Source organism: Streptomyces sp. V4I23, from assembly GCF_030817975.1.
Lineage (GTDB): Bacteria > Actinomycetota > Actinomycetes > Streptomycetales > Streptomycetaceae > Streptomyces.
The window spans coordinates 6,383,186-6,398,095 of sequence record NZ_JAUSZW010000004.1; the positions used below are offsets into that span (position 1 = coordinate 6,383,186).

At 72.3% G+C, this 14,910-nt stretch carries 14 protein-coding genes; 6 read left to right on the top strand and 8 right to left on the bottom strand.

The features are described 5' to 3' along the window. Positions 1 to 33 precede the first annotated feature (33 nt). Positions 34 to 1,260: an abscisic acid-deficient protein Aba4 family protein gene (locus QFZ82_RS31295; RefSeq protein ID WP_307717904.1), complete on the bottom strand. Its 1,227-nt coding sequence runs from the start codon at positions 1,258 to 1,260 to the stop codon at positions 34 to 36. A gap of 25 nt (positions 1,261 to 1,285) precedes the next feature. Continuing rightward, on the bottom strand, positions 1,286 to 2,266 hold the full coding sequence (locus QFZ82_RS31300; RefSeq protein ID WP_307716328.1) for a hypothetical protein: 981 nt from the start codon (positions 2,264 to 2,266) through the stop codon (positions 1,286 to 1,288). 105 nt (positions 2,267 to 2,371) lie between these two features. On the opposite strand from QFZ82_RS31300, the gene QFZ82_RS31305 reads away from it, so the two are divergent. Continuing rightward, on the top strand, positions 2,372 to 3,001 hold the full coding sequence (locus tag QFZ82_RS31305; RefSeq protein ID WP_307716329.1) for a MerR family transcriptional regulator: 630 nt from the start codon (positions 2,372 to 2,374) through the stop codon (positions 2,999 to 3,001). Positions 3,002 to 3,045: 44 nt separating this feature from the next. Here QFZ82_RS31305 and QFZ82_RS31310 read toward each other — a convergent pair whose 3' ends face one another. From QFZ82_RS31310 to QFZ82_RS31320, 3 genes are all read right to left on the bottom strand, one after another. Further along, a complete protein-coding gene (locus QFZ82_RS31310) occupies positions 3,046 to 3,705 on the bottom strand; it encodes a class I SAM-dependent methyltransferase (RefSeq protein ID WP_307716330.1) in 660 nt (219 codons plus the stop codon). A 127-nt stretch (positions 3,706 to 3,832) separates the two neighbouring features. Continuing rightward, positions 3,833 to 4,678 carry a siderophore-interacting protein gene (locus QFZ82_RS31315; RefSeq protein WP_307716331.1) on the bottom strand — a complete coding sequence of 282 codons (846 nt, stop codon included), beginning with the start codon at positions 4,676 to 4,678 and terminating at the stop codon, positions 3,833 to 3,835. A gap of 69 nt (positions 4,679 to 4,747) precedes the next feature. After that, complete coding sequence (locus QFZ82_RS31320) at positions 4,748 to 5,653, bottom strand: 5'-3' exonuclease H3TH domain-containing protein (protein ID WP_373429454.1); 906 nt, start codon at positions 5,651 to 5,653, stop codon at positions 4,748 to 4,750. 249 nt (positions 5,654 to 5,902) lie between these two features. On the opposite strand from QFZ82_RS31320, the gene QFZ82_RS31325 reads away from it, so the two are divergent. The 4 genes from QFZ82_RS31325 to QFZ82_RS31340 all read left to right on the top strand — a co-directional run bounded on the left by QFZ82_RS31325 (position 5,903) and on the right by QFZ82_RS31340 (position 10,518). After that, complete coding sequence (locus QFZ82_RS31325) at positions 5,903 to 7,060, top strand: glycine betaine/L-proline ABC transporter ATP-binding protein (protein WP_307716333.1); 1,158 nt, start codon at positions 5,903 to 5,905, stop codon at positions 7,058 to 7,060. After that, the gene (locus tag QFZ82_RS31330; protein WP_307716334.1) at positions 7,053 to 8,897 is read left to right on the top strand and encodes an ABC transporter permease/substrate binding protein; all 1,845 of its coding nucleotides are present in this window, start codon (positions 7,053 to 7,055) and stop codon (positions 8,895 to 8,897) included. Before QFZ82_RS31325 ends, QFZ82_RS31330 begins: the two co-directional genes overlap by 8 nt. Positions 8,898 to 9,185: 288 nt before the next feature. Further along, on the top strand, positions 9,186 to 9,779 hold the full coding sequence (locus QFZ82_RS31335; RefSeq protein ID WP_177150993.1) for a helix-turn-helix domain-containing protein: 594 nt from the start codon (positions 9,186 to 9,188) through the stop codon (positions 9,777 to 9,779). A 4-nt stretch (positions 9,780 to 9,783) separates the two neighbouring features. After that, on the top strand, positions 9,784 to 10,518 hold the full coding sequence (locus tag QFZ82_RS31340; protein ID WP_307716335.1) for a helical backbone metal receptor: 735 nt from the start codon (positions 9,784 to 9,786) through the stop codon (positions 10,516 to 10,518). On the opposite strand, the gene QFZ82_RS31345 is transcribed toward QFZ82_RS31340, so the two are convergent. Then, positions 10,469 to 11,599: a TDT family transporter gene (locus tag QFZ82_RS31345; RefSeq protein WP_307716336.1), complete on the bottom strand. Its 1,131-nt coding sequence runs from the start codon at positions 11,597 to 11,599 to the stop codon at positions 10,469 to 10,471. The two genes, QFZ82_RS31340 and QFZ82_RS31345, sit on opposite strands and share 50 nt — an antisense overlap. Positions 11,600 to 11,669: 70 nt before the next feature. Here QFZ82_RS31345 and QFZ82_RS31350 point away from each other — a divergent pair, with 70 nt between their 5' ends. Continuing rightward, on the top strand, positions 11,670 to 12,596 hold the full coding sequence (locus QFZ82_RS31350) for a LysR family transcriptional regulator (protein WP_307716337.1): 927 nt from the start codon (positions 11,670 to 11,672) through the stop codon (positions 12,594 to 12,596). Positions 12,597 to 12,699: 103 nt separating this feature from the next. On the opposite strand, the gene QFZ82_RS31355 is transcribed toward QFZ82_RS31350, so the two are convergent. Both QFZ82_RS31355 and eat read right to left on the bottom strand, forming a co-directional pair. Then, complete coding sequence (locus tag QFZ82_RS31355) at positions 12,700 to 13,407, bottom strand: gamma-glutamyl-gamma-aminobutyrate hydrolase family protein (protein ID WP_307716338.1); 708 nt, start codon at positions 13,405 to 13,407, stop codon at positions 12,700 to 12,702. A 5-nt stretch (positions 13,408 to 13,412) separates the two neighbouring features. After that, complete coding sequence (gene eat, locus QFZ82_RS31360; protein WP_307716339.1) at positions 13,413 to 14,879, bottom strand: ethanolamine permease; 1,467 nt, start codon at positions 14,877 to 14,879, stop codon at positions 13,413 to 13,415. Positions 14,880 to 14,910: the final 31 nt, after the last annotated feature.

Consider the following 14,910-nt stretch of genomic DNA (forward strand, 5'->3'; position numbering starts at 1 on the left):
CACCTTTCGTGCCTGTTCCTACTGTTTGTTCAATCATCCGCCGGGGCCGACGGACTGTCCACGCCCGTGGAATCCGGCCAGCGACCCGGCCAGTTCGGTGAGCTCGGCGAGCCGTAGCACCCGGTTGCCCCAGCCCGGCAGCGGCACGTGCAGGGCCCGCGTCCAGCGCGCGGGTACGGCCCCGATCCCGTGGACCGCGCCGGCCAGCGCGCCGGTCACCGCCGCGACGGTGTCCGTGTCGCCGCCCAGATCGATCGCGGCCGCCAGCGACGCCTCGAACGACGACGTGGTGCGCAGCGCCCAGACCGCCGAGCCGAGGCAGGGCCACACCGCGCCGTTGAACTCCGTCGCGAGGCCAGGGTGCCAGTCAGGGGCGAGGACCGCGGCCCAGCGGGCACGGTGGCCGGGATCCACCTGGGCGAGCGCCTGGGGGACGGCGGCCAGCGGGTCGGCCCCCTCAAGGGCCACGCGGATCAGCTCGTGCAGCACGGCTGTGCCCTCCCAGGCGGCGCGGTCGCCGTGCGTGAGCGCCGCGAGCTCGCGTGCCGCGGCCATCGTCGCCGAGCGGCCTGCCCCGGCGAAGAAGACCGCGGAGGTCGAGGCGCGCATCAGACTTCCGTTGCCGGCGGCGCGACCCGTCATCTGGAAATGCAGGGCCGCTGCCATGTCCCACGGGTCCCCGCCGGTGAGGACCTGCTCCGTCTGGAGCCCGATGTCCTTGGGATCGCCGGCGGCCCACATCTGGAACCGCGCGAAGACGTCCTGGCCGTTCACCCCGCCGTGCTCGAGCAGCGACTCGCCGACGAGTACGGCCATGTGCGTGTCGTCCGTCGCCTCGCCCGGATCCCAGCCGCCCCCTCCGCGCATCTCGCCCGGCCCGTCCCCGAAGCGGGCGCGGTACACGCCCGGTTCACCGAACTCGAAGGGCGCGCCGAGGGCGTCGCCGACGGCCGAACCGACGACGGTGCCGACGGCACGGTCCAGGCGCGAGGGGGCGGGGGGCTGCTCCATCGCGTCAGCATAGGAGCGGCCGTTGCGGCCGTGACGCCGAGGGTCAGGACGCGCCGCCGGGGCGGTGGCGCGGCTTCGTGCCGCGTGCGCGGTGCGCGTCGCGCGCAGCGCCAGGAAGGCGAGCAGCCCGATCGGGGACAGCAGGACGGTCAGTACCGGCAGGGGGCTCATCACCAGGGGGTGGATCTCCAGGCGCCGGCCCTCCCGGTACATCCACCGGCCGAGCAGCAGGTCCCACTCGCCGGCCAGAAGGAGACCTCGAAGAGGGAGCGGGTCATGCGACGAGCTCCTTGCCGTCGTGCGCGGAGTCGCTCACTCCGACAGGAGGACTTGCCGAGGGCGTCGTGCGCAGGGCGGCCCACGTGCCCGCCGCAGCGGCGGCGACGATCGCGGCGGCGGCGCCGAGCGTCGTCCCGTCGGGGTGGATCAGGGCCTGACCGCGCAGGGCCTGCCACGTCACCAGGGCGAACACGGCGGCGTACGTCCCGCAGGCGACGAGGACGAGGCGGAGGCGGACGCGCTCGTCGGCGAGGCGGGTGAAGCGCGGGGCGAGGGCGACGAGCAGGAACAGGGCGAACGGCAGCACCTGCAGGGCGTGCAGTCCCACGAAGTGCGCGATGCGCAGATCGCCGCCGGTGGTCTCCCAGCCCGTGAGCGGCATCGAGGGGCCGCCGTCCGTGACGCCCACGCCATGGGCGCCGACGACATCGGCGGTGCCCTGCTCCATCCGTATCCGCTGCTCCGGGGTGGGTTGCGCCATCACGAAGCCGAGAGCGGCGCCGGCCAGTGCCAGCACCGCGCCGCACCGCATCGCCCAGGCGGACGCGCGGTCCGCGAGCTCCGCGCGGAACAGCAGGGCGGCGATGAGCAGCGTGGCGGCCCACAGGACGACGACCGTCACCGCCATGGTGTCGAACACGGCCTTGTCGAAAGGCGTTTCGTTGTTGAAGTGGCTGCGCCTGCCGCGCGCCGCCTGGCCGGTGATCAGGATCATCTCGATCCCGCTGGTCACGGCCACGACGGTGCCGCCCCACCAGCCGGCCCGTCGGAAGCGGGGCAGCAGGGACAGCATCCAGGCGAGGGACAGCGCGTACGCGACGAACGACACCGAGAACTTGAACGGCTTGAACCAGACCGGTGCGCCGGCGACGACCCGGTCGTCGACGGCCAGGCCGACGGCCGAGACGACGGCGAGCACGGCCATCGACGCGGCGAACGCGAGCAGCGGCCTGTGCCACGACGTCCATGCGGACATGGAGACCCCCAAAGGTGATTATGGATAGCAGAGCTGTCCGCTATCCGATAGGGGGACTATCTATGATGGGTGCGGTGAAGGCAAGGGCGGAAAGGTGAACGCGTAGTGCGCATCGGTGAGTTGAGCCGCAGGACCGGGGTTTCGGTCCCCACGATCAAGTACTACGTGCGGGAAGGGCTGCTGCCCGCAGGGGAGTTGAGCAGCCCGAACCAGGCGAGCTACGACGACCGGCACGAACGCAGGCTGCGCCTGATCCGGGCGCTGCTCGACATCGGAGGGTTGTCCGTGGCGGCGATCCGGGAGGTGGTCGCGGCGGTCGACGACCCGGACAGGTCGGTGCACAAGGTGCTGGGGGAGGCGGCGCACCGGATCACTCCGCGGTACGCGCAGGGCGGTGACGACGCGTCACTCGCGAGGGCGCGGGCCGAGGTCGAACGGCTGATCGCCCGGCGGGGCTGGCAGGTCGACGTCGGCGACCCGGCGGCCATGGCCCTGTCCGAGACGCTGGCGGCACTGGACCGCGTGGGCCACGGGGCGTTCGCGGAGGTTCTCGACGACTACGCCGACGCGGCCGACCGGGTGGCCGACGCGGACCTGGCGTACGTGGCCGGCAGGGCGGGCCTGGACGACCTGGTGGAGGGCGTCGTGGTCGGTACGGTCCTGGGCGACGCGATGCTGGCGTCCCTGCGACGCCTGGCCCAGACGCACCGCTCGGCGAAGAGGTACGTGGACTAGCCCGGGGGTACGACCCGGGTACGCGGACCGCCCGGCTTCGAACGTCAAGGCCGTTCGGGTTTGTGGGCGAGAAAGGTGGCGAAAGTCCTCTCAGCCCCTTCGCTGGGTTCCTCCACCAGACGTGCGGTGAGGACCAGCCCCGCCTGCTTCAGGAGTTCGGCAATCCGATGAGGCGGCAACAGGTAGGACTCGTAGGACACCGGATGACCGCCGTATGCCTGTGTGGGACGTAGATGCTGGCCCGCCCCTACGTGGCCGGCCAGCATCAAACAGCCGCCAGGCGCGAGAGTGCGGTGGAACTCGCCGAACACCACCGGCAACAACGCCGGTGGGGTGTGGTGGGTGGAGTAGTACGCGAGGATGCCGCCGAGGTCGTCGTCCTCGATCGGGAGCGAGGTCATCGAGCCGACGCTGAAACGCAGATCTGGGTAGGCCTTACGGGCCAGCTCGACCATGGCGGGCGAGAGGTCCATGCCGAACGCAGGCACTTGCCGCTCGGCAAGGTAAGCCGTGACTTTGCCGGGCCCGCATCCCAGGTCGGCGACGGGCCCGAGACCGGCCGTTCGCACCACCTCTGCGAACACGTTCAGCATCCCTCGGGACAGCGGATCCAACTCCGCCGGAGGCTTGACCTGTTCGAAGTAGTCGGAGGCGACCGTGTCGTACGACTCCCGGACGGCGGCGAGGTAGGAGAGATCAGGCATGCGGGCGACTCTAGTGAGGACCCGCAGCCCACGTGATCACTTTCTTGGTCCGGAAAAGCGGCGCATGGCCCCGGCACGACCCTCCGCGGGGCCCCTGCGCAGGCGCGCGGGTACGGACCGGCCTCGGTTACGCCGCCCGCTCCTGTTCGCGCTCCACCTGATCGTTCCACTCGCGCTTGATCGCGCGCCACGCCTCGTCCGACTTGCCCAGGCGCCAGTAGCCCGAGATCGACAACTGCTCGCGCGGGACGCCGCGTTCCATGCGCAGGTGGCGGCGCAGTTCCTTCACGCAGCCCGCCTCGCCGTGCACGAACGCGCTGACCTCGCCCTCCGGGAAGTCCAGCGCCGCCACCGCGGCCACCAGCGCCTCGCCCGCCGGGCGGTCGCCGCGGTGCAGCCAGGTGATCTCCACGTCACCGGGCGCGGCGATCTTCTGTTCGTCCTCCGGGCCGGCCACCTCCACGAAGGCGTGCACCACCGCGTCGGCCGGCATCTGCTCGAGCGCCACGGCGATCGCCGGGAGCGCGCTCTCGTCGCCTGCCAGCAGGTGCCAGTCGGCCGTGGGCGCGGGGGCGTAACCGCCGCCCGGGCCCAGGAAGCGCACCGTCTCGCCGACGCGGGCGCGCGCCGCCCACGGCCCCGCGAGGCCCTCGTCGCCGTGGACGACGAAGTCGATGGTCAGCTCGCGGTGCACCGCGTCCCAGTACCGCACGGTGTACGTGCGGTTGGCGGGCCACTGGTCGCGCGGGAACTCCTCGCGGATCCGCTCCATGTCGAACGGCTCCGGGTAGCGCACGCCCGCCGCCGGGAAGACGAGCTTCACGTAGTGGTCGGTGTACTCGCCGCCGATCTCGAACGAGGACGACGCGTCGAGGCCCAGCACCACCCGCACCATGTGCGGCGTCAGTCGCTCGGTGCGCAAGACCTTCGCCTCGTGGACCTTCGGTGCCTTGCGGGCCGGTCGCTCTGCCACGGTGCTCTCCCCTGGAAGTGTGCGCATGCTTAGGCTTGCCTAAGTTAACACTTCCGCGGGCTCGGCACCTCAGCGCTCCAGCGCCGACAGCAGCCGTACCACCGCCCCGCCCAGTCCCCACCGCTCCGCCAGCTCCTTCAGCGCGCCCGGGTCGCGCGGTGCGCTCGGCCGGGACGCGTCGAACTCGGGCAGCGGCACGTCGGAGGCGACCCTGACGACCTTCGGCGCCACGGCGACGTATTCCCGCGCCTCGTCCAGGCGCTTGCGCTGCGAGGGCGTCAGCTTCGACGTGCGGTCGTCGACCGCCGCCATGATCCCGGCCAGGTCGCCGTACGTGTCGAGCAGCTTGGCCGCCGTCTTCTCGCCGATGCCCGGAACGCCCGGCAGCCCGTCGCTCGGGTCGCCGCGCAGCAGGGCGAGGTCGACATACCCGGGCCCGTCCACGCCGTACTTCTCGTGCAGCCACGCCTCGTCCGTCACCTGCAGCGTCCCGACGCCCTTCAGCGGGTAGAGCACCCGCCGCTCGCGGGCGTCGTCGACCAGCTGGAAGAGGTCGCGGTCGCCGGTGACGATGTCGACCGGGCCCGGGGCACGCGCCGTCAGCGTGCCGATCACGTCGTCCGCCTCGTATCCGTCGGCGCCGACGCGGGCGATGCCGACCGCCGCCAGCACCTCCTGGATCACCGGCACCTGCGGATCCAGCGTGTCCGGCGTCTCCTCGACGTCCGGGCCCACCTCGTGCTCCTCGGCCACCCGGTGCGCCTTGTACGTCGGGATGAGGTCGACCCGCCACTGCGGCCGCCAGTCGTTGTCCCAGCAGGCGACGAGGTCGTCCGGGCGGTGGTCCTGCACGAGCCGTGCGATGAAGTCCATCAGCCCGCGCACCGCGTTGACCGGGGTGCCGTCGGGAGCCCGGACCGAGTCGGGGACCCCGTAGTAGGCGCGGAAGTACAGGGAAGCGGTGTCGAGGAGCATCAGGCGTCGCGTCACATCGAAGATGATGCCGTACCCCACTGACAGCGACCCGCCGCCCCCGCAAGACACCTCCGCCGTGAAGTGGATCACCTTTCTGTTTGCCCTTTTCGGGCCGGGGCAGGCGCGGAAGCGGAGCGAATCCCGTCGCAATTTCAACCATTGCACCGGGCAAGCGGGCGGACCCCGCAGTGCTCCACGGCCTGCTCACGGCGGTGGCGGGCCGTTCCCCGTTCTACGCGTGAGGTGTATGTGTCCAGGCTGCAGGCCGAGCACTTGTACAAAGTGTTCGGCAGACGACCCGACGAAGCGGTGACCCGGCTCGAGAGCGGCGCCGACCGAGGCGAGCTGCGCGCCGACGGAACGACCGCGGCGGTCATCGACGCCTCGTTCACCGTCGAGCCCGGTCAGATCTTCGTCGTCATGGGTCTGTCGGGATCCGGCAAGTCCACGTTGCTGCGCATGCTCAACGGACTGCTGGAGCCCACCGCCGGACGCGTGCTCTTCGACGGTCAGGACCTGACCGCCCTCAGCCCCCGCGAACTGCGCGCCGTGCGCTCCACCAGGATCAGCATGGTGTTCCAGCACTTCGCGCTCTTCCCGCACCGCAGCGTGCTGGAGAACGCGGCCTACGGCCTCGAGGTGCAGGGCGTCCCCCGCGCCGAACGCGCCGAGCGGGCCGCCGAGGCACTGGAACTGGTCGGCCTGGCCGGCTGGGAGAACTCCTGGCCCGACGAGCTCTCCGGAGGCATGCAGCAGCGTGTGGGCCTCGCCCGTGCCCTGGCCACCGACGCCGATCTGCTGCTCATGGACGAGTCCTTCAGCGCGCTCGACCCCCTGATCCGCCGCGACATGCAGGACCAGCTGCTGGAGCTGCAGAAGCGCCTGAGGAAGACCATCGTCTTCATCACCCACGACCTCAACGAGGCCATGCGCCTCGGCGACTCGATCGCGGTGATGCGCGACGGCAGGATCGTCCAGCTCGGCACCGCCGAGGACATCCTCGTCACGCCCGCCAACGACTACGTGGCCTCCTTCACCCAGGACGTCGACCGCTCCCGCGTGCTCACCGCCGGTGCGATCATGGCCGACGCGGACACCGTGTACGGCACCCTGACGGACAGCGGCGAGGAGATGCGCGTCGCGAAGGACGTGCTGGCCGCGGCCCCCGCCACGGTCGGCGCCGACACCCCGATCCTCGAGCTGTTCACTCCCTGCTCCACCAGCGGCGTCGCCGTCGCGGTCACGGACGACGACGGCGCGCTCATCGGCGTCGTACCGAGGGAGCGGCTGCTCGCGGTCCTCGGCGAGCCGATGAACCCGGGCACGCCCCTCGACGTGCCCGCGCAGCTGACGCCCGCAGCCGCGAAGACGGCCGCCCCCGCGGACAAGGCGGTCGCCAGTGCCTAGGCTTCACCTCGGCGACTGGGTCGACAGCGGTGTCGACTGGCTCCAGCGCCATCTGTCCTGGCTGTTCGACGCGATCAGCTCGCTCGTCACCGGGATGTACGACGGGATCGACGCGGCCCTGTCCGCGCCCGAGCCCCTGCTCTTCGCCGGCGTCCTCGCTGTGGCCGCCTGGTGGCTGCGCGGTCTGCTCGCCGGTGTGCTCGCGTTCGCCGGCTTCGCCCTGATCGACTCCATCGAGCTGTGGAACGACGCGATGTCGACCCTCTCGCTGGTGCTCGTCGCGACCATCGTGACGCTGGTGATCTCCGTACCGCTCGGCATCTGGGCCTCGCGCTCCAAGGCCGTCAGCGCCGTCACACGGCCGGTACTGGACTTCATGCAGACCATGCCGGCGATGGTCTACCTGATCCCCGGCATCATCTTCTTCGGCGTCGGCGTCGTCCCCGGCATCATCGCCACCATCGTGTTCGCCCTGCCGCCCGGCGTCCGCATGACCGAGCTCGGCATCCGGCAGGTCGACGGCGAACTCGTCGAGGCGGCCGAGGCGTTCGGCACCACCCAGCGCAACACCCTGCTGCGCGTCCAGCTGCCGCTCGCCCTGCCGACGATCATGGCCGGCATCAACCAGGTCATCATGCTGGGCCTGTCGATGGTGGTCATCGCCGGCATGGTCGGCGGCGGCGGCCTCGGCGGCGCGGTCTACCGCGCCATCGGCAACGTCGACATCGGTCTCGGCTTCGAGGCCGGCATCTCCATCGTCATCCTCGCCATGTACCTGGACCGGATCACCGGTGCGTTGGGCCGCCAGGTCTCGCCGCTCGGACGCCGCGCGCTCGCCAAGGCCCGCGCGATGGCCGGCGGTGTCAAGATCTGGAACCACCGCCCCCGGCCCGCCGTGGCCGTCGTGGGCGTCGTCGTCCTCGCGCTCGCCGCGGGCGGCATGGGCATGTTCGGCGGCGCGAAGACGCAGAACACCTCGGACGCGGCGGACGTCGGCCAGGGCAAGAAGATCTCCGTCGGCTACATCCCGTGGGACGAGGGCATCGCCTCCACGTTCCTGTGGAAGGAACTGCTGGAGCAGCGAGGTTTCGAGGTCGACACCAAGCAGCTGGAGGCCGGTTCGCTCTACACCGGGCTCGCCGGCGGCCAGATCGACTTCCAGACCGACGCCTGGCTCCCCGTCACCCACGCCTCCTACTGGGAGAAGTACCAGGACGAGCTGGAGGACATGGGCACCTGGTACGGCCCCACCTCGCTGGAGCTGTCCGTCCCGTCGTACATGAAGGGCATCGACTCCCTGGAGGACCTCAAGGGCAGGTCGGGCCAGTTCAAGGGCCGCATCATCGGCATCGAGCCGAGCGCCGGGATGATGGGCCTCCTCAAGGACAAGGTCCTGAAGGACTACGGCCTGGAGGGCGAGTACGAGGTCGTCGACGGCTCCACGCCCGGCATGCTCGCCGAGCTGAAGCGGGCGTACGACAAGAAGGAGCCCATCGTCACCACCCTGTGGTCGCCGCACTGGGCGTACAGCACCTACGACCTGAAGAAGCTCAAGGACCCGAAGGGCTCCTGGGGCAAGGGCGACGGTGTGCACACGCTCGCGCGCAAGGGCTTCGGCGCCGACAACCCGCAGGTCGCCGCGTGGCTGAAGAACTTCAGCATGACCGAGAAGCAGCTCACGGACCTCGAGGCGAAGATCCAGGAGACCGGCAAGGGCAAGGAGCAGGAAGCCGTCCGCGCCTGGCTGAAGGACAACCCCGGCCTCGCCGACAAGTGGGCCCCCCTAGGCAAGGCGGGCAAGACCGCAGGCGGCAAGGAGAGCGCGACCGCGCCCTGAACGGTACGTCGAAGGAGTGGACTCCCTCGACTACCTCAAGGGGCCTGGATGGAGAAGAACCCGGGCATCGCCGACCGCATGGCCCTGAGGTAGCCGCGGTAACCGCGCCGCATCGCCGCCGCACCCGCGAAAGGGGTGGGTCCCCTGCCGAGCCGCACCGCCGCTCGGCAGGGGACCCACCCCTTTCGGCCGTGACCGCCGTGATCGCGCTACTCCAGCGCTCGATGAGTACGGATGGGCCAATGCTGCGTATGGTGATACAGGACCCAGGGGAGGGGAGCCCGGCCCATGGACGCGAAGGACGCGAAGGACGCCAAGGAGAGGGAAGAGCCTCTCCGGGTGGGCGCGGCCGTGCGCAAACGGCGCCGGGCACTGCGTCTGACCCTCGCCGCCGTCGCGGCCCGCAGCGGCCTGTCCGTGCCCTTCCTCAGCCAGATCGAGAACGAGCGCGCCCGCCCCAGCATCCGCTCCCTCCAGCGCGTCGCCGACGCCCTCGACACCACGGCGGAGACGCTGCTCGCCGCCTCCGACTCGGCCCGCACCATCGACCTCGTACGCGCCGGTGACAGCACCCACCCCGGCGCGCCGCCGCCGGGAGTCCGCTCCCTGGTGCGCGGCCGCCACCAGCTGCACGCCACCGAGTACAGCGGCGAGCGCGAGACCGAGGGCGAGTTCCAGCACCGCAACGACGAGCTGATGTACGTGGCCGAGGGGGCCGTCGAGGTGGAGGCCGAGGGCCGCGCCCACCGGCTCGGCCGCGGCGACTCGCTCTTCCTGTCCGGCGGCGTGCGGCACCGCTGGCGGGCCACCAGTGCGGACACCCGCATCCTCGTCGTCGCGGTCGCCGACCACATCGCGGCGAACAACGACCCGCGGGGCTGACCGCGTGCGCGTCGTCTCCCTGGTGCCCTCGCTGACCGAGGCCGTCGCCGCGACCGCGCCCGGGTTGCTGGTCGGCGCCACCGACTGGTGCAGCAGGCCCGCCGGCCTCGACGTCGTACGCGTCGGCGGCACCAAGAACCCCGACGTGGCGGCCGTCGCGGCGCTGCGGCCCGACCTCGTGATCGCCAACGAGGAGGAGAACCGGGAGCCCGATCTCGCGGCGCTGCGTGCGGCGGGGATCGAGGTCGTGGTCACCGAGGTGCGCGGCCTGGACCAGGCGCTGAGCGAGCTGGAGCGCGTCCTCGTCGACGGCTGCGGCCTCGCCCGGCCGCGCTGGCTCGACGAGGCCCGGCGGGTCTGGTCGTCCATCGAGCCCGTCGTCGGCGTGCGGGCCGTCGTCCCGATCTGGCGCAGGCCCTGGATGGTGCTCGGCCGCGACACCTTCGCCGGGGACCTGCTCGCCCGGCTCGGCGTCGCCAACGTCTACGCCGGCCACGCCGACCGCTACCCGCGCATCCCGCTCGACGAGCTGCGGGGGAGCGGCGCAGACCTGGTCGTCCTGCCCGACGAGCCCTACGCCTTCGGCCCCGACGACGGTCCCGAGGCCTTCCCGGCCCTGCCCGCCGCCCTCGTCGACGGGCGTTCGCTGACCTGGTACGGGCCCTCCCTGGTCGACGCCCCCGGGGTGCTCAGCGCCGCCCTGCGAGCAGCTCCCCGCGCAGCACACCCCGGACGGTGAGGGCACCGGCCACGGCCCAGGCCACGGCGAGGAAGACGTACAGGACGATCGCCAGCCACTCGTAGGCCACCAGTCCCGTGTGGCGGGCCAGCGTCTGCGCCCCCGTCACGCACGTGCCGACCGGGAAGGTGAACGCCCACCAGCTCATCGTGAACGGCAGCCCCGCACGGGCGGCGCGCACCACCATCGCACCGGCGAGCGCCAGCCACAGCAGCGCGAAGCCCATCACCGGCACGCCGTACACGACGGCGAGCGCGCCGAGACCGTGCGCGTACGACGCCTCGATCGCGCGCGGGGCCACGTCCGCCAGCTTGTTCACGGCGGTCGTCGACTGGCCGAGCGGACCGAGGACCAGGAACAGGGCGGGCGTCAGTGCCAGGGGCAGCGGGCCGTGGTGCACGAGCCGCGCGAAGACGACCGGCAGGATGAGCAGCGTCGCCAGCAGGCTGATCCCGAACATGGCGTAGCTCGCCAGCAGCAGCGCCTCCCGCCCCTGGCCGGCGGGCAGATGCGGCACCAGCAGCGGCCCGAAGGACGCGGAGACCATCGGCGCCACGACCGGCAGCAGCCACACGGGCGAGGCACTGCCCGGGGTCACCTTGTGGCGCACGACCATGAGGTACGGCACGGCCACGGCGGCCACGAGACCCACGGCCGTCCCCACCGCGAACAGCGCCGCCGCGACCGGCAGGGCCGCGTGGCCGCCGACCAGGCCACGGCCCACCGTCGGCGCGCCCGCACCGACCGCCAGCAGCGCCATCGACAGACAGCCGTAGAACGGCGCGACGGCCGGGTCGAGCAGGTGCGCGCGGGCCCGGTCACGGTGACGGACCCAGTGCGCGGCACGGGCCGCCAGCAGGACCGTCAGCAGCACGGCCGACAGCGCCCACACGGCGGCGCACACGGTGTGCAGTCCCGGGACGCGCACCGGAAGCGCGTCGCCGGCCGTGCCGACGATCGCGGTTCCCATGACCGCCGCGTACCAGTTCGGGCCGAGCTCCCTGACGGACGGCAGCCGCACCGCGAGCGGTCGCCGGGGCGAGGCGGACAGGCGGCTGCGGGGATGGGCGACGGTGACCATGGCGTCACCCTCCCGCCTGGCCGCACGGCCCACCAGGGACCATTTCCCTATCACCTCATAAACTGGTCTTATGAGTGACGAGGAGCGTGTGCCGCTCGCCCACCGCGTGCCCGACCTGGGAGCGCTCGAACTGCTGCTCGCCGTCGCCCGGCACGGCAGCCTGGGGCGTGCCGCCCGCGAGCTGGGCATCACCCAGCCGGCGGCCAGCAGCCGCATCCGCTCCATGGAACGCCAGCTCGGCGTGGCCCTCGTCGACCGCTCACCGCGCGGCTCCCGGCTCACCGAGGCGGGGGCGCTCGTGACCGACTGGGCGCGCCGGGTCGTCGAGGCGGCCGAGGCGTTCGACGCGGGGGCGCAGGCGCTGCGGGGGCGTCGTGACTCACGGCTGCGGGTGGCCGCGAGCATGACGATCGCCGAGTACCTCCTGCCCGGCTGGCTGATCGCGCTGCGCGCCGAGCGCCCCGGCACGGCCGTCTCGCTGCTCGCAGGGAACTCCGCGGCGGTCGCGGAGCGGCTGCTCGCCGGGGAGGCGGACCTGGGCTTCGTCGAGGGCCTGGCGGTCCCGGAGGGGCTGGACGGGGCGATCATCGGCCACGACCGCCTGTTCGTGGTCGCCGCGCCGGCCCACGCGTGGGCGAGGCGGCGGCGCGCCGCCCTCACCCCCGAGGAACTGGCCGCCTCGCCGCTCGTCCTGCGCGAACGCGGCTCCGGTACGCGGCAGGTCCTCGACTCCGCGCTGTCCCGGTACGGCGGGCTGTCCGACCCGCTCCTGGAACTCGCCTCGACGACCGCGGTGAAGGCGGCGGCGGTGAGCGGGGCGGGTCCGGCGGTGCTCAGTGAGCTGGCGGTGACGGAGGAGCTGGCGTCGCGCCGCCTGGTCCGCATCCCGGTGGCGGGGGTCCGTCTCGACCGCGACCTGCGGGCCGTCTGGCCCCACGGCCAACGCCCCGCGGGCCCGGCCCGCGACCTGCTCTCGCTGACGCGGGCGCCGCGGTAGGGGGCGGGCAAATCCAGCCCCGCCGGCGTTTGAGGCGCGGGGGTCCGGGGCGGAGCCCCCGGTTACGGGAAGGGGCGGGGAGAGGAAAAGGCCCCGCGCAGCGCTACCCCGCCGCCGCGTCCACCAGCGCCGACATCACCCGGACGTCCGTGCCCATCTCCGGATGCCACTGGACCCCCAGCACCCACGCGTCGCCCGGCCTCTCCACCGCCTCCACCGTGCCGTCCTCCGCGTACGCGGACGGAACCAGGCCCTCTCCCAGGCGGTCCACCGCCTGGTGGTGGTACGTCGGCACCGGCGCGGCCTCCGGCACGATCCCCGCGTACAGCGTTCCCGGCACCGGCTTCACCGCGTGTTCGCCGAACACGCCCACCGCCCCGTCCGGCCCGATGTGGCCGTCCAGGTGCTGGACCAGCGTCCCGCCGAGCGCCACGTTGAGCAGCTGCATGCCGCGGCAGATGCCCAGCAGCGGTGTCCCGGAAGCCAGCGCGGCCCGGATCAGGGCCAGTTCCCAGGTGTCGCGCTCGGGAGCCGGCGGGCCCGTGCGGGGCGAGCGTTCGGCGCCGTACCGCTCCGGTTCGACGTCGGGGCCGCCCGCGACGACCAGGCCGTCGAGCCGGGCGACCACCGATCCGGCGACCGCCGGGTCGTCGGGCGGGAGCATCGCGGCGAGGCCGCCGGCCGCCTGGACCAGCCGGGGATAAGCGGCCGGCAGCAGGGCGGCGGACATGTCCCACACACCCCACCGCGCGGACGCCTCCAGGTAGGTGCTGACACCGATGAGCGGCTTGGACCCACGCGACACGTGCACTGCGTTCACTTCCGTTCGAGCTCGGCCTCGGCCGCCGCCAGCGCGGCGAACTCCTCCTCGGGAGCCTGCGCCACCAGCCGGTGCCGACTGTAGAACGCGAAGTAGGCGAGGGCCACGGCGTAGACGGCGAGCGCCGTGAAGGCGGCGTCCTTGTCCACCAGGAACGTCGCCACCAGCGCGGACAGCGCCAGCACGAAGGCGACGGACGAGGTGACGACACCGCCGGGAGTCCGGTAGGGGCGGGGGAGTTCGGGTTCGCGGCGGCGCAGCACGATGTGGGAGAGGGCCATCAGCGCGTAGCTGATCGTGGCGCCGAAGACCGCGATGTTCAGCATCCGCGCGCCGTTTCCGGTCCCCGCCGCCAGCGCGAAGCCGATCGCGCCGGGGATCAGCAGCCCCAGGTACGGGGACTTGCGCCGGCTGGTCAGCGACAGGAACCGCGGCAGGTACCCGGCCCGGGACAGGGCGAAGAGCTGCCGGGAGCCCGCGTAGATCAGGGAGAAGAAGGAGGCGACGAGACCGGCGAGGCCGGCGTAGTTCACGAAGCGGCTGAGCGGGGTCGGGTCGCCGTCCCCCTGGAGGGCCACGACCAGCGGGTTGCCCGCCTCCTGGATGGCCGCCGAGCCGCGCGCGCCGGTCGAGGCGAAGAACGTCAGCACCGCGAGCAGGACCAGGATGCCCATGGAGATCGCCAGCGCACGCGGCATCGAGCGCACCGGGTCCTTGGCCTCCTCCGCCGCGAGCGGCACCCCCTCGACGCCGAGGAAGAACCACATGCCGAACGGGAAGGCGGCCCAGATGCCGAGCAGACCGAACGGCAGCCACGAACTCGCGCCGAAGGCGTCCTTGTCGACCGGGATGTCGTCCAGGCCGCCCGCGTGGAATTCGGTGAACGCGCCGAGGGCGAAGATCAGCAGGGCGGCGACGGCGATGGCCGTCACGACCAGACTGAAGCGCAGCGCCTCGCCGACGCCCCACAGATGGATGCCGATGAAGATCGCGAAGCAGGCGAGATAGACCGGCCAGCCGGACTCCAGGCCGAACAGTCCGAGGGATTCGACGTAGTCGCCGATGAAGATCGAGATCGCGGCGGGCGCGAGGATGTACTCGATGAGGATCGCCGTGCCGGTGAGGAAACCGCCCCACGTGCCGAGCGCTCGACGGGCGAAGCCGTAACCGCCGCCGGCAGTCGGCAGAATCGCGGACAGTTCGGCGAGGGCGAAGACGAGACAGGCGTACATCGCGCCCATCAGCAGGGTGGCGACGGCGAGTCCGCCGAAGCCGCCCTTGGAGAGGCCGATGTTCCAGCCGGAGAAGTCGCCGGAGACGACGTACGCGACGCCGAGACCGGTCAGGAGCAGCCAGCCGGCGCTGCCCCTGCGCAGGGTGCGGCGGTTCAGATAGGCGTCCCCCACGGGCTCGGCCGAGGAGGGCGCGGGGGACGGGGTGCGCGAGGTGGTGCCTTCAGCCATGGGTCGCTCCTGGCTCAGGTCGCTCAGGTCA